Source organism: Caenimonas koreensis DSM 17982, assembly GCF_009646335.1.
In the GTDB taxonomy this organism is placed as follows: Bacteria; Pseudomonadota; Gammaproteobacteria; order Burkholderiales; family Burkholderiaceae_C; genus Ramlibacter; species Ramlibacter koreensis.
Window position 1 is genome coordinate 77,526 of the sequence record NZ_WJBU01000016.1, and the last position, 14,890, is coordinate 92,415.

The 14,890-nt window shown below is 62.6% G+C and carries 13 protein-coding genes; 1 reads left to right on the forward strand and 12 read right to left on the reverse strand.

Features of this window, described 5'->3' with window-relative positions; genetic code table 11:
• Positions 1–27 precede the first annotated feature (27 nt).
• From GHT07_RS16435 to GHT07_RS16485, 11 genes are all read right to left on the reverse strand, one after another.
• Positions 28–522, reverse strand: coding sequence for a GNAT family N-acetyltransferase (locus GHT07_RS16435; protein WP_153586191.1), 495 nt, complete (start codon positions 520–522; stop codon positions 28–30).
• Positions 522–3,935 (reverse strand): hypothetical protein, encoded by a 3,414-nt coding sequence (locus GHT07_RS16440; protein ID WP_153586192.1) that lies wholly within the window; start codon positions 3,933–3,935, stop codon positions 522–524. Before GHT07_RS16440 ends, GHT07_RS16435 begins: the two co-directional genes overlap by 1 nt.
• A complete protein-coding gene (locus GHT07_RS16445) occupies positions 3,932–4,372 on the reverse strand; it encodes a CesT family type III secretion system chaperone (RefSeq protein WP_153586193.1) in 441 nt (146 codons plus the stop codon). The genes GHT07_RS16440 and GHT07_RS16445 overlap by 4 nt, the downstream gene beginning before the upstream one ends.
• Before the next feature lie 131 nt (positions 4,373–4,503).
• A complete protein-coding gene (locus GHT07_RS16450) occupies positions 4,504–5,499 on the reverse strand; it encodes an ABC transporter ATP-binding protein (RefSeq protein WP_153586194.1) in 996 nt (331 codons plus the stop codon).
• Positions 5,496–6,494 carry an ABC transporter ATP-binding protein gene (locus tag GHT07_RS16455; protein WP_153586195.1) on the reverse strand — a complete coding sequence of 333 codons (999 nt, stop codon included), beginning with the start codon at positions 6,492–6,494 and terminating at the stop codon, positions 5,496–5,498. Before GHT07_RS16455 ends, GHT07_RS16450 begins: the two co-directional genes overlap by 4 nt.
• Positions 6,495–6,520: 26 nt before the next feature.
• Positions 6,521–7,456 (reverse strand): ABC transporter permease, encoded by a 936-nt coding sequence (locus GHT07_RS16460; protein ID WP_153586196.1) that lies wholly within the window; start codon positions 7,454–7,456, stop codon positions 6,521–6,523.
• Positions 7,456–9,030, reverse strand: coding sequence for an ABC transporter substrate-binding protein (locus GHT07_RS16465; RefSeq protein ID WP_153586197.1), 1,575 nt, complete (start codon positions 9,028–9,030; stop codon positions 7,456–7,458). Before GHT07_RS16465 ends, GHT07_RS16460 begins: the two co-directional genes overlap by 1 nt.
• Before the next feature lie 41 nt (positions 9,031–9,071).
• Positions 9,072–10,280 (reverse strand): M20 aminoacylase family protein, encoded by a 1,209-nt coding sequence (locus tag GHT07_RS16470; protein WP_153586198.1) that lies wholly within the window; start codon positions 10,278–10,280, stop codon positions 9,072–9,074.
• Complete coding sequence (locus tag GHT07_RS16475; protein WP_153586199.1) at positions 10,280–11,263, reverse strand: ABC transporter permease; 984 nt, start codon at positions 11,261–11,263, stop codon at positions 10,280–10,282. The genes GHT07_RS16470 and GHT07_RS16475 overlap by 1 nt, the downstream gene beginning before the upstream one ends.
• 85 nt (positions 11,264–11,348) lie before the next feature.
• Positions 11,349–12,137: a DUF3047 domain-containing protein gene (locus GHT07_RS16480; protein ID WP_153586200.1), complete on the reverse strand. Its 789-nt coding sequence runs from the start codon at positions 12,135–12,137 to the stop codon at positions 11,349–11,351.
• A gap of 170 nt (positions 12,138–12,307) precedes the next feature.
• Positions 12,308–13,366 carry a porin gene (locus GHT07_RS16485; protein ID WP_153586201.1) on the reverse strand — a complete coding sequence of 353 codons (1,059 nt, stop codon included), beginning with the start codon at positions 13,364–13,366 and terminating at the stop codon, positions 12,308–12,310.
• Positions 13,367–13,686: 320 nt separating this feature from the next.
• Between GHT07_RS16485 and coq7 the strand changes: the two genes are divergently transcribed.
• Positions 13,687–14,304 (forward strand): 2-polyprenyl-3-methyl-6-methoxy-1,4-benzoquinone monooxygenase, encoded by a 618-nt coding sequence (coq7, locus tag GHT07_RS16490; RefSeq protein WP_153586202.1) that lies wholly within the window; start codon positions 13,687–13,689, stop codon positions 14,302–14,304.
• A 16-nt stretch (positions 14,305–14,320) separates the two neighbouring features.
• Here the strand turns inward: coq7 and GHT07_RS16495 are convergent, their stop codons facing one another.
• Positions 14,321–14,773, reverse strand: coding sequence for an OsmC family protein (locus tag GHT07_RS16495; protein ID WP_153586203.1), 453 nt, complete (start codon positions 14,771–14,773; stop codon positions 14,321–14,323).
• Positions 14,774–14,890 lie beyond the last annotated feature (117 nt).

Here is a 14,890-nt window from a genome sequence, read left to right on the forward strand (position 1 = left end):
AGCCTGAATCAGCCCAAGCGCGGTCAGCTACGAGCGGTCAGCCGGCGTGAAGTAGCGGATGCCGGGTTTGAGCTCTTCGTAGATCAGGTAGTCGGTCTGCCCCATGCCGAGCGACGCGTAGGTCTGCTGCGCAACCGTGTTGTCCTTCTCGACATACAGCCTGAAGCCGCATACGCCGCTGTCGGCTTGCGCGAGCTGCTGCACATATTCGTAGAGGCGGCGATAGACACCTTGCCTGCGAAAAGCTGGCTCGACATACACGCTCTGGATCCACCAGAACAGGCCGCAGCGCCAGTCGCTCCACTCGTTGGTGATCATCAGTGAAGCGACTACGCGCTCGCCACTTTCCGCGACGACATAAAAACCCATCGACGGTGTGGCGAGCAGTTTGCGCACGCCCGCACCGATGATCTCGGGCATCAGCACCTTGTGTTCCGTCTCAAGCGCCATCGCGGCGTTGAAGTGCGCAATGGTCGCGGCGTCGCGCTCTTGCGCCTTGCGAAACTGAATCGACTGCGGCATCAGCTGCTACTTTCCTGACCCACGCCCAGGCCGATTTCCTTGCGCGCACGCACGGCGAGATTCAGCAGGTCCTGGGCATAGAGTTTGATCTCCACGGGCAGCGCTTCGGCATAGACCGTTTGCGATGACTCGAACAAACCGAAGAGATAGGACTTCGTTTGTACCGTATCTACCACCGCGATGTCCGCAACGCGCGCAATGTTGTAGTTCTGCTTGTTGCGGAAGATGGCGTTGGCCTCGCGTTTGAGCCTTGCCGCCTCGGCGCGATCGGCACGGATGCCGCCCTTGTCGCCGCCCGCATGAACGCGGTGGTCGCGCACGGCATTCGAGCGCTCGACCAGGGCGTTGCCTTGCGCGAAACCTGCGCGCCTGTCGAGCTGCCACGCCAGACTCGTCAACTCGTTCGCGCGGACATCGCTGATCAGCTCGACGATATTGCGGTACACGGCAGGGCTCTCCCGCTCAAAGTACTCCATCGTCCGCTCGAAAACAGGGCCACCCAGTTTCTTGACCTGGTCCACCGCGGAATCGCCGCCGCCCACATACGACTGGTTGAACGCCTCAGCGTCCAGCACCTTGCCATCGGGGCCTGCGAAAAGCCGCAGACGCTCCTTCGACAGCATCTCCACCTTGGCATTGAGTTCCACTGCCGGCACGACCAGCCCCGGCATGTCCTGACCCTCAACCTTGACCGCCATGCCGATCGATGCGGTGGCCGCAAGCCGGCCGAAGGCCACCGTCTCGTCGCGCTGGATGTGCCCTTTGTTGTTCTCGTAGATGGTCCGTGTGTGCTGCACGCCGATGTTGCCGCCCGCGCGCGCGCCCAACAACGCTCGCGACGATGCGGCCGAGCCCCAGTCCAACTCGCCTGACCCGGGCTTGACGATCGCCTGCACGCCTGCACCGAGTTCCGCCGCGCCCTGCACGTCGTGAAGGAACATGATGCTGTCGACGTCCTCGAGCGCAGCGAAGTCGATCGAAGGATTCAACACAATCGCTTTCGCGACGCGCTGGTAGGCTTGCTGTGTCTTGCACCGCAGCACGACGCCGTTGAACGCCTGAGCAGAGACGTCAGCTGAGGCTGTGGGGCCGACTTTCACGCCGACGGCACTGGGCAGGGCGAGGAGCGGGAGGGTCGCATCCGCGCCGATCTTGAAGTCACCGCCGGAGCGCAACACGATCTCCCAGCTGCCACCAGGATCGCCTGGGTTGCCGAAGTCAACGCCGCGCATGCGGGCCGCCGACGCACGCACATTGACACCTACCGTGTCGCCCAAAAGACCGGCCGACAGCTTGACGCGCTTGACCGCAGTCATCTTCACGCGCGAGCCGATCTTCACGTCGGCCAGGCTATCCACCAGGGCGCTGCGCGCGGCTCGATCGCCTTCGAAGTCGACCCTCTTTGGCGGAGCTGCTTTGTCTTCGGGGAGCACACCCGCCTCGTCAGCCCACAGGGCCAGCGTGGTGTGGGTGACATCATCTTGCACCGCCAGCTCGATTTCCTTGGTGAGGTCTTCGGCGACGCCCCATTCAGCAAGCACGGCCTGTACCGCTGCGGCGTCAGGGCGGAATCTCGCGAACAGCGGCAGCGGGCTGCCCACTAAACCCGGCGGCGGCTTCATGGCGTCAGGGATGAGGTGCAGGACGGCTGCACGCGCCAGGTCGCGGCGCACGCGCGTCGATTTTTGCGACGGCAGCAAGCCATCGGGCTGCAGAAGATTCGCGAACATGGTTTCGCCCAGCGTCACGGCTCGCTCTTCTTGCCGGCGGGTACGCAGCATGTCGAGCAGGCCCTGCGACTCCATGTGCCGCATGCCGCCATCAGCGACCCAGCCATCGAGCGACTTCTGCAATACCTCGAGCGTTGCGTAGGCCTCAGCTGCGCTCGACAGGCCTTGCTTCTCAAGCTGGAGCACATGGTTTGGGCTGATACCGATCATGTCGAGCGACGCGACCAGCTCCTCAGGCAGGTCGTCGCAAGGCCGCAATGCATTGGCGCGCGGCTCGATCGCGCGAAGGAAGTTGCGCTGCGACCATACTTGTGTTGATGAAAGGTTGCCCTGCTCGATGCGCTTGCTCGACGCAGCCTTCGCGGCTTCGATACAGCGCAACATGCGCTTGCCCGACTCGCACGCGCCGATGTCCTGCTCGCGCAGATACACGCCCATGATGGCCAGGCCCACTTGCTTGGCTTTCTTGCCGAGTTGCCTGGCGAGGCCCGCGACCAGCGCGGGATCCATCTTCAAGCCGCGCAGCACTTCGGCGGGGCGCTTGACGCCTGCGCGATCAAACGCGCGCATCAGGCGGTTGCGCGCACGTGCCAGTTCGCACTCGCGCTCGACCAGGTCTTTTGCTGCGTCAGCGGCCGAAACGGTGCCATCCGATGGATGCGGGTGAGCAACCATCACCGCAGTGACCCGGTCAATGCGCAGCGAAGCGATCGTCATGTCGAGCGAGGTGTCGATGCCAATCAGCGCATTGAGCTCATAGCCATCGCGGTTCGGGCCGATCGAGTCGCTGAGCGTGCCGATCATCACTTCAAGTCCCGACAGCGCATGCTCAACGCTGCCCTCGTCACGCCCTAGCTCGAGAATGCGCGCGTGGTTGCAAAGGGCTGAGAAGAGACGGTCAAAAGCGTAGCCGGGGCGCGGGATGCGCTTGCCATCCTTTGCGGGCTTGTCTTCGAATGCGAAGACCACATCGAGCGCCGCCAGCTGCTGCGCCACGTCGATGAGCATCTGGTTGTTTTTCAGTCGCGTCAAGCGATCGTGCGGCGGGCCGTCTTCGTCAATCGAATGCAATCCTGGCATGGCGAGGATGATGGCGGCGCGCGCAATCTCTTCACGCGCCGGCTTCTCGCCGGGGGGGTTCTTGCCAAGGCATGTGGCCAGCTCCAGAACGAAGGCATCGACTTGCGCAAGCGCTTGCGACAACGGCACATCCGCCCAGCGATTGCGCAGTTCAGACAATATGCGCTCGATAAAAAGACCGGGTTCGCCCGCAGCCACGCAGAGCTGCTCCAGTGCGACGAGCCGGCCCGCAATCGCATCGGCACGAGCTTGACAATCGGCATCGGCGCGGGCGTGCAGCATCGGTAGCGCACGCGCGAGTTCCGCCTGCATCAGCCGCAGTTTCGCCTGCTCCGCAGAGACGATCCGCGCGCCTGCCAGGACGGATGCGTCAGGCGCGGGCGCAAGCGGCTGTGCGCCCGGCACGGGGCCGTTGCGCTGGCGCCTGAACGCGCGCAACACGCGACGGCCGATGGACCGGTCACCGTTGGGCCGGCAAGCAGGTTGCACACGCCCAAGATCAAGCTCGTTGCGACGCGCCGACGATGCACTGGAGCGGCTCTGCGCCGCGACGATGACACCAAGACTGCCGTAGAACGTACGCTTGCATCGGTCCCAGGTCATGTGAATGCTCCCATGTAGGCGGCCGGCGGCGCGCCTTCGCGCACCAGGGTTTCGTACTGCTCGCGCAGTTGCGGAACCAGTTGAACGAAACCGGCCAGCAGCGACAGAAGCTGGTCAGAGGACACAAAGTCGGCGTCGACGAGCGCGACGAGAACGAGCTGTTGCGCGGCATCGTCGGATGCAATCGCGCAGCCGGGCAGCATGCTGGTGTAGTTCAGTTCAAGCGCCCATTGCATGAGCCTTGGATCAGCAGCGCCGGCGGCAGAGATGTCGCTTCGAAGGCTGAGCACCTGCGCGCTCGCCGTCTGCGCCAGCACCACCTGCACGTCGCCATCGAATTCGATGACGCATTCATCGCCGTCATCAATACCGACGGGTTGACCGAGCGCATCGGAAAGCGCTGAAACCAACTGCGACGGTGATGAGGGCGAGAACACGGGCTAGTTGTCCTTTCGAACTACGCCAGGGGCACACGACTGTCTCTCGAAAAAAACAGTGTAGGCACCAGCGCCCGCGAGCAGATTAGGGAAAAGGAGCCCCTATCTGTTGGTCTTGTCCCGTACCGCTTTCAGATGCGGTTTTCCTCGACGGCATGACACGCAACGCGGACGCCACGCAGCTCAAGCAGCGCGGGCCGCTCGTTGCGGCAGCGTTCATTTGCATGTGGGCAGCGCGGGTTGAACGCGCAGCCTGCCGGCGGGTTGAGCGGGTTCGGCACTTCGCCTTGCACCGGCGTGCGCGCGCGCCCGGTGTCGTGCATCTTGGGAATCGCATCGAGCAACATCCTCGTATAGGGATGCTGCGGTGCACCAAAGAGTTGTTGCTTGCCCGCGACTTCCACCAGGCGGCCGAGGTACATCACGCCGACGCGGTCACTCACGTGCCGCACGACTGCGAGGTTGTGCGAGATGAAGAGATACGTCAGGCCGCGCTGGCGCTGCAGGTCCTTCATGATGTTGAGCACCTGCGCCTGCACGCTCACGTCAAGCGCAGAGGTCGGCTCGTCGCACACCAGGAATTCCGGCTCGGTCGCGAGCGCACGCGCGATGGAAATTCGCTGGCGCTGGCCGCCCGAGAACTGGTGCGGGAACTTCACCATGTCGAGCGGCGACAGGCCGACGGACTTCAACAGCTCGCCGACTTTGTCTTTGAGCTCTGACGCGCTGGAAATGATCTTGTGTTCAACGAGTGGCTCGCCCACGATGTCTTCCACCGTCCAGCGCGGGTTCAGGCTCGCGTACGGGTCCTGGAAGATCATCTGGATGCGGCGGCGCAGTTGTTGCGACTCGCCGCTGCGATAGCCCGCATGCGCGTCCTTGCCGTCGAACATCAACGAGCCGCGCGAGGGCTCATACAAGCCGACGAGCAAACGCGCGACGGTGCTTTTGCCGCAGCCTGATTCGCCGACGAGCGCGAGCGTCTGCCCTTTTTCGATATCGAACGTCACGCCATCGACTGCCTTGAGCAGCTGGCGCGGCCGGCGCTCGATCACGCGGTTGAGCCACGGCACCGACACATCGAATGTCTTGGCGAGATCGTGCGCCTGTACGAGTGGCGCGGTCATGCGTTTGCCTTCGCGAAATCGATCTTGGCGGCTGACGCTGCATCGTGCAGCCAGCAGGCCGCGCGTGTGGCGCCTGCATCGAGCAGGTCGGGCCGCTCGACGAGGCAGCGATCAAACACGCGCGGGCAGCGCGGGTTGTACGCGCACCCCTTGGGGATCGCGTTCAGGCGCGGCATGGCGCCATCGATCTGGTTCAGCCGCTCGCGGTCGATGGTGATGTCGGGGATGGCCGCCATCAAGCCCGCGGTGTACGGATGCGACGAATGGTTGATCACCTCGTGCACCGGGCCGATCTCTGCGATGCGGCCGGCGTACATCACGGCGACGCGGTCGCATGTTTCAGCGATCACGCCCATGTCGTGCGTGATCAGCATGACGGCAGCGCCGTGCTCTTTGCAGACGGTCTTGAGCAACTGGATGATCTGCGCCTGGATGGAAACGTCGAGCGCTGTGGTCGGCTCGTCGGCCACGATCAGCTTCGGTTCGGCAGCGAGCGCAAGCGCAATCACCACGCGCTGGCGCATGCCGCCGGAGAACTGGTGGGGATAGTGGTCAATGCGCTCAGCTGCTGCGGGAATGCCAGTGTCTTCTAGCAGGCCGATGGCGCGGCGCTTGGCTTCCTTGTCATTGACGGGCAGGTGCGCCTGTATCGTCTCGGTCAACTGCCGGCCTACGGTGTAGAGCGGGTTGAGCGACGTGAGCGGGTCCTGGAAGATCGCGCCGATCTTGCGGCCGCGAATGTGGCGCATCTGCTCGTGCGGCAGGTTGTCGATGCGCTGGCCTTCGAGCAATATCTCGCCGGACGAGATGCGTCCGGGCGGCTCGAGCAGGCCGATGATCGATGCGCCCGTGAGCGACTTGCCCGCGCCCGATTCACCGACCACGCCGAGGATTTCTCCGGGCGCGATATCGAATGAAATATCGTCAAGCGCGCGCAGCGTGCCGTGGCGGCTTGGGAACTCGACGAAGAGGTTTTTGACTTGGAGTAGCGACATCGGCGCCTGTAATGAAGCTTTTGGGCCTAGCGCAACTTCGGGTTGAGCGCGTCGCGCAACCAGTCGCCCAGCAAATTGACGGACACGGCGATCATCACCAGCATGAGGCCGGGGAACACGGTGATCCACCAGTTGCCGGAAAAGAGAAACTTGTTGCCCACCTGGATCAGCGTGCCGAGCGAAGGCGAGTTCGGCGGCGCACCAACACCGAGGAATGACAGCGTTGCCTCCGCGATGATCGCTGTGGCGACTTGAATCGTCGCGAGCACCATCACCGGGCCGAGGATGTTCGGCAACACGTGCTTGCGCATGATGCGCAGTGGCGTGACGCCAGTGACTCGCGCGGCCTGTACATATTCACGGCTGCGCTCGACGAGTGTCGAGCCACGGACTGTGCGCGCGTATTGGACCCAGCCGCCGCCGCCAGCGAGCGATATCGACAGAATGAGCACGCCGAACACGACGATCTCACTGGCGTTCGGGAACATGGCGCGGCTCACACCGGCTATGAGCAACGCAACAAGGATCGCGGGGAACGACAGGATCACGTCGCACACACGCATGATGAATGCGTCAGTGCGGCCACCGACAAAGCCTGCAACCAGGCCGAGCGTGACGCCGATGGCCACCGACAAGATCACGCTCGCAAATCCGACCAGCAGCGAAATGCGCGCGCCGTACATCAGTGCCGACAGAATGTCGCGGCCCTGGTCGTCGGTGCCCAGCACGAACTTGCGGCTGCCGCCTTCAACCCAGGCCGGCGGCAACATCGAGTCAGTCAGTTGCAGCGTGCCGAGGTCGAATGGCTGGTGCGGCGCGATGAGGTTGGCGAACACCGCGCAGAACACGCAGATGAACGCCACCACAGCCGCGCCGATGGCCACCGGCGACGTCCGGAAGCTGTGGCCGATGTCGCTGTGCCAGGTCCTGTGAAACCAGCTTTGCTTGCCTGCCAGTTCCATCACTTGACCGTGATGTACTTCCACACCATGCCGTTATCCGGCCACTGCACAAGCTCGATGTTCTTCTTCGCGCCCCAGTTCAGCGCCTGCTGGTGCAATGGGATGTGGCCAATGTCGTCCTGGTGGATCTTGACGGCCTCGCGGATCATTTCATTGCGCTTCTTCTGGTCCGTCTCGGAGGCAATCAGGTTCGTGAGCTCGTCGACACGCGCGTTGCTGTATGCGCCCAGGTTGAACTGGCCGCGTCCGCCGTCACCCGGCGTGGACATGATCGGGTACAGCACGTTGTGTGCATCGACCGTGCTTGCCGTCCAGCCCAGCATGTAGAAGCTCGTGTCGCGGCGCAGGATCTTCGGGAAGTACGTGCCCTTGGTCTCGACTTCGAGCTTGATCTTCACACCCACGCGTGCGAGGTTGGCGGCCACTGCCTGGCAGATCGCGCCGTCGTTCACGTAGCGGTCGTTCGGGCAGTTCATCGTGACTTCGAAGCCCTGCGGATAGCCTGCATCGGCCAGCAGCTTCTTCGAGGCTTCCGGGTCAAACGGCAGGCGCTTGGCCAGGTCAGGCGCGAAGCCGTTGACTTCGGGCGGGAACATCAGCGCGATGGGTGTCGAAGCGCCGCGCATCACGGCGCGCTTGATGCCGTCAATGTCGATGGCCTGGTAGAACGCCTGGCGCACGCGCTTGTCCTTGAAGGGGTTCTTGCCTTTCACGTTGGAGAAGAGCAGCTCATCACGCTTTTGGTCCATGCCCAGGAAAATGACGCGCAGCTCGGGGCCTTGCAGCACCTTGAGCTTGGGGTCTGCCTTGATGCGCTCGACGTCCTGCACGGGCACCGGCTCCATCACGTCGATCTCGCCCGAGACGAGCGCCGCGACGCGCGTGGCGTCATTGCCGATCACGTTGAAGATCACTTCATCGACGTTGCCATCAATCTTGCCCCAGTAGTTGCCGTTGCGAACGAACGTCGTGCGCACGTTGGGCTGGCGCTCGCGCACACGATACGGGCCTGTGCCGTTGGCGCGGAACGAGGCGGCGTTCTCGATGCCCTTGCGGCGGTCGACAGGGCGCGTTGCCTGGTTGGTCTCGCACCACTTCTTGCTCATGATGTTGAAGTGCGTGAACAGCTCCGGCAGGATAGGGAACGGGCTGTTCGTGATGATGTCGATCGAGTGATCGTTGATCTTCTTGATTTCCTTGATGATCCCGACGTAGCTCTTCATGTCGGAGCCATCCGACTTGGCGCGCTCGTAGCTGAAGATCACGTCGTCAGCGGTGAACGGCGTGCCGTCGTGGAATTGAACGCCTTTGCGCAGGTCGAAGTGCCACACGGTGGGCGCCGTCTGCTTCCATGACGTTGCCAGCTGCGGCTCGATCTTGTAGGTCTTGCCACGCGTGGTGAGCGACTCGTACACGTTTTCATTGACGCTGATCTGCAGCGACTCGTTGAGCGAGTGCGGGTCGAGCGAGAGTGCATCGCCCTGGTTGGCGATACGCAGCGTCGCGGCTTGTGCGCCAGCGGCGCCGAGCGCGGCTACCAGCGCTGCGGACAGAAGGGTGGGGGTGAACTTCATGGTGGAGGCTCCTCAGGCTTGGATGAATTTGTTGGAAGGAATCAATTGGCTATCGGCATGCCGTGCTCGACCAGGCTCGCGTGCATGGCCGAGCCGAGCGGCAGGATGTCGTCATTGAAGTCATAGCGCGGGTTGTGCAGGAAGCAGTTGTCGCCGCCCTGCCCGAGCCGCATGTAGGCGCCCGGCTTGGTCTGCAGCATGAACGAAAAGTCTTCGGCGCCCATGCTCGGCTCCATGTCGCGATCGACGAGGTCTGCACCGACGAGACTCTCGGCAACATCGCCGGCAAAGCGCGCTTCTTTTTCAGTGTTGATGGTGGCGGGATACGAGCGTTCGTATTTCACTGTGGCCGTTGCACCCATGCCGAGCGCAATCGCGCTGCACAGCTCGGACAGGCGCCGCTCGACCAGCGCCTGCACCTCCGGTTTGAACGTGCGGATGGTGCCCACGATCGTCGCGCTGCCCGGGATGACGCTCATCGCGTTCAAGTCGCCGGCATGCATGGCGCACAGGCTGACGACAGCGCCATCGATCGGCCGCACATTTCGCGACACGATGCTTTGCGCCGCCGTGATGATGTGCGCAGCGACGAGCACCGGATCGATTGCGAGATAAGCGTGAGCGCCATGGCCGCCCTTGCCAGTGACTTCGATCGTCACGCGGTCGGCTGCGGCCATCATCGCGCCGTCGTTGATGCCAATGGTGCCGGGCTTCATGGCCGGCCAGTTGTGCATGGCGTAGATCGAATTGACCGGGAAGCGCTCGAACAAGCCGTCTTCGATCATCTGCTTTGCGCCGGCGAAACCCTCTTCACCGGGCTGGAAAACCAGCACCGCTGTGCCGTCGAAGTTGCGCGTCTCGGCCAGGTAGCGCGCGGCGCCGACGAGCATCGTGACGTGACCATCGTGGCCGCAGCCGTGCATCATTCCGCTCTTCGCGGACTTCCATGCGAAGTCATTCTGCTCGGTCATGGTGAGCGCATCCATGTCCGCGCGCAGGCCAATCATGCGACCGCTAGCCGTGCTTTTGCCACGGATCACGCCGACGACGCCGGTTTTGCCGATGCCTGTGTGGATTTCGTCGACGCCGCAGACCTTCAACGCTTCCTTCACGCGCGCCGCTGTGTAAACCTCTTCGAAGCCGATTTCCGGATGCGCGTGCAGGTCCCGGCGCAGTGCGGTGAGCTCGGGCACGTACTGCGCAATGTGTGCAAAGGCGCGGCCGTTGGCTTTGAGGCGGGGGGCGAGCATCAGTGTCCTTTCGCTGCGCCCGTAGTGCGCAGACGCGGATCGACCTGGAAATACAGCATGTCGACCACGAGGTTGATCACGACGAAGATGAGAGCAATGAGGCAAAGATAGGCAGCCATGACGGGGATGTCGGCAAAGGTCACGGCCTGAATGAAGAGCAGGCCCATACCGGGCCATTGGAAAACTGTCTCGGTGATGATCGAGAACGCAATCAACGTGCCCAGTTGCAGGCCGATGATGGTCATCACAGGCACCAGCGTGTTTTTCAACGCGTGGCCAAAGTGGATCGCCCGGTCGGGAATGCCGCGCGCTCGCGCGAACTTGATGTAGTCGGTGCGCAGCACTTCGAGCATTTCAGCGCGCACGAGCCGCATGATCAGCGTGAGCTGGAATACGGCCAGCGCGATAGCTGGCAGCACGATGTGCAGCCATCCGTCGCGTGTGAGCAAGCCTGTGGTCCACCAGCCGATCTTCACGGTGTCGCCGCGGCCAAAGCTCGGCAGCCAGCCGAGCAACACGGCGAAAACAAGAATCAACAAAATGCCGACGAGAAATGGCGGCAGCGAGACGCCGAGAAGCGAGAACGCCATGAAGGCCTGGCTCAGCTTCGTTCCGCGGCGCAGCGCTGCATAGACGCCCATCGGGATGCCGACTGCCACCGCCAGAAACGCGGCAACCAGGGCCAGTTCAAGTGTTGCCGGAAAGCGCTCGCCGATCAGCCGCGAGACCTTGGCGCCCTGGCGCAGGCTCAGGCCAAATTCACCTTGCGCGGCGTTCACGAGGAAGTGCCAGAACTGCACGAAGAAAGGTTGGTCGAGGCCAAGGTCGGATCGCAGTTGCGCGATCTGATCCGGCTTGGCATCCTGGCCGAGCAGGAAAACGACGGGATCGCCCACGTACTGGAACAGCATGAACGCGATGAACGCCACGGTGACCATGACGATCACAGCCTGCAGCAGGCGACGCAACACAAAGGCAAACATCGGGCGTGTAAGAGGGAAAAGATGATGCTAGCAGAGCAAGTCCGGTGCCCGCCTCAGGGCTTTCCTCTGTGCGCGCTTCGAAGGGCTATTCCTTAGAGGCAGGGGCTGGCCCGCCGAGCCGGATAGGGCCGTACCAGGCGGTGACGGTGGAGCGTGTGTTGTCGCTGTCGGACATGATGCCAATGCCGACAAGTGCGCCCGGCTTTTCGCCGAATGCGCGTTCGTAGTCTGCGGCGATGTCGCGCTCGTAGTCGAGCCACTGGTTGAGTTGCATCGGGCCTGACTGCACTACCAGCTTGCGAATTCGATCCGTGCGGGGCCCCAATATGACGCTGCCCGGTTCGCGGTTGTTGCACCACACGTACATCAGCGTCGCGTACGGCATTTCCTCGCCGGTCAGCGCTCGCGTCAATTCGGAAAGCATTGCGTCTTTGGCAGAGAATTTCGAACGATCGCCCTCGAAGGCCAACACGATTCGAACGGGGGAATCATCCGCGTCGCGAAGGACCATATCGGCGCCAGCAATCAGTTGCGGAACCTTCCAGGAGAACCGCACGCGGTCGAGCGCCGAAGGCTCGATCCGGATCTTGTTGCGCATCATGCTGACTGATGAAGCGGCCAGCACGGCAACTGCGTCACGGCCATCCTTGCGGGCATAGCCAAACTGCGTGGGCTGCTTGCCGGGGAACTTCATGTGCTCCCAACCCGGTGTAGCGGCCGATGCATCCGCACCCGAAGTCGACGCCGCAGTGGATTGTCGCGCCCACGGGCTTGCCGCAATGGCTGCGGCCTCATCGCGCTCAATGAGCGTCGAACAGGCGCCCAGCAAAAATGGCAGAAGGACGACAGCGGCGCCCCTCACGAATCGTTTCATCGATGGTCCCAACGTACTCGCTTTGTTCAAGCGTAACAGTGCCTTGTGAATATTCAACAGGACAAGCCCCATGAATGGCGCGGTGCGAAGGCCTTCAATGAAAAAAGCCGCCCGAAGGCGGCTTTCAAGTTTCTTCTGTCTTTTCAACTGGCCGTGAGGCCAGCCGGAAATCAGAATGCGTGACGGATACCGAAATCGTAGCCGGTCGACGACGTGTTGGCTGCACCGCCAGCGCCGTTCAGGAACGAAGCGGAACCACCCGAGTTGCTCACGCGAGCGTACGTGGTGTACAGAGCCGTGCGCTTCGACAGGTTGTGCACGTAGCCGAGTGCGAACTTCTTCGCGGTCGGTTCCGTCACAACTGCGTCGGTGCGATAGCGCGAGTAAGCAGCGCGGATTTCGCCAGCGCCGATCGGGAACAGGCCACCGATCAACCAGCCCTTGCCGGTGACAGCGCCGTTCTTGTCGCGCGACAGGTGAGCTTGCAGCTTGGCAACGCCGAAGTCGTACTGACCGCCGATGTTGTTCTGATGCACGTTACCAGCAGCGTACTTGGTGCGGCTGAAAGCGCCAGCAACGTTCAACGGGCCAGCAGCGTAGCCGACGCGAATACCGTAGCCCTTGCCGTCAGACGACGTAGCTGCACCGGAGTTGTTCTCGCCGAGGTAGTACTGTGCCTGGCCGTAGAAGCCGCCGATGTTCGCCGGCAGGAAGTAGCCGATGGAGTTCGAAGCACGAACGGCGGTAACGCCGGTGATGATCGAGTTCAGGGTCTGGGTGGTGCCCACGCCGTTGGTGCCGAACGGATCGAAGACCGTCAGGTTCCAGAATTGCGGGGAGAAGTCACGGCCCAGGCGCATTTCGCCCCAGCCGCCAGACAGGCTGACCGTCGAACGACGATTGAACGTCAGGCCTTGGCGGCCAGCAACAGCAGCGCCAGCACCGGTAGCTTGGTTGTTGGCGTTGGTGCCAGCACCTTGGCCGTCATCGTTGGCCAGACCAGCTTCGAGCCAGAAGGAAGCAGACATGCCGCCGCCCAGGTCTTCAACGCCACGGAAACCCAGACGCGAGCTGTTGTAGCCCGAGTTCGTCAGTTGGGTCTTGTTGGACACGCTACCACGACCAAATGCCAGCGTCGCATCGACAACACCGAACAGGGTCACGGACGATTGGGCAGAAGCCGAGCCGGCAGCAGCCAGCACAGCCAGAGCAATCAGGGACTTTTTCATTGCAAGTTTCTCCAAGGTTAAACAGAGGGCTCCGGTGAGCAAGGGGTCACGTAATGCAGGCACTTGATGTGCTCCCGCCGGATCCCCGGGCCAACCTCCTTTTGGGAAGGTTGAAGGTATTGCACCAGAGCAGGCTTTCTTTCGCAAAGAATTTAGCCGTGACTGAGGTGATTCGTTGCACATGGACAACAGCTGTCAGTCGCTCAGTGGAGCACGAACAACACCCAAAAAAAATCTTTCGGATTACGAAAAGTCCTTGTTGATCTTTTGTCCTTTTTGATTACAAGGACACGATTGCAGCCCGGACGTAAACTGGCGTCATGGATGCAATTCTTGGAGCAGCGGACAGCGCGTTGAGGACTCTTTTCGCCAAGCCGGGTAGCCGACGGGCCTGCCCCGTCGTGGCGGCAGACGAGACCCGGCTTTCCGATCAGGAGCGGCGCGAATCGGGCGCCCTGATGCGTGTGAATCACGTCGGCGAGGTCTGTGCGCAGGCGCTCTACACCGCGCAAGCACTCGGCACGCGCGATCCGGCGCTGGCCAAACGGCTCCTGGTCGCCGCCCAGGAAGAAACCGACCACCTTGCCTGGACCGCGGCGCGCCTAGACGAACTGGGTACGCGGCCATCGCTGCTGAATCCCCTCTGGTATGCGGGTGCGTTTGCCCTCGGTCTCGTTGCGGGCCGGCTCGGCGATCGCGTCAGCCTGGGCTTCATCGTCGAGACCGAACGCCAGGTCGAAGCGCATCTGGAAAGCCACATGGAGCGCCTGCCCGCCGGGGACCATGCTTCCCGCGCCATCGTGGCGCAGATGAAGACCGATGAGGCCGAGCACGCGCAGCGAGCCCTTCAGGAAGGCGCCATGGAGTTGCCGGCGCCTGCCAAGGGTTTGATGCGCGCTGCCGCGCGCGTGATGACCACCACGGCGCACTACGTCTGAACCGGACCGCGTGAGGCTAAGCGGCCTCGATCAGGTCAAAGCTCGTCGAAATGTCGGCGGTCTTGCCCAGCATGATGCTGGCAGAACAGTACTTTTCATGACTGAGCGCAATCGCCCGCGCCACCGCGTCTGAAGGGATGCCCTTGCCCTTCACCGTGAAATGCATGTGGATCTTTGTGAATACCTTGGGGTCCGCGGCCGCGCGCTCCGAAGTGAGCCTGACCGAGCAGGCCTGAACGTCGTGGCGCCCGCGCTTGAGAATCAGCACAACGTCATAGGCAGTGCAGCCACCTGTGCCGGCCAGCACGGTTTCCATGGGGCGCGGAGCCAGGTTCTGGCCTCCGTTTTCGGGCTTGGCCGCGTCGGGGGCACCATCCATGTGCAGCACATGGCCGCTGCCCGTCTCAGCCATGAACCCCATGCCTGATCGCGCGCCTGTCGCGCCCGTCCAACTCACTGTGCATTCCATCGCTTTTGCTCCAAATCGGCCACGAGAATGTGCTGCAACGCAGCATTTCTGTGGCTATACTGATTTAACAGCATAACGACTCGCCGCCCGTCGATTCGATGTGCACCTGATGCCGCT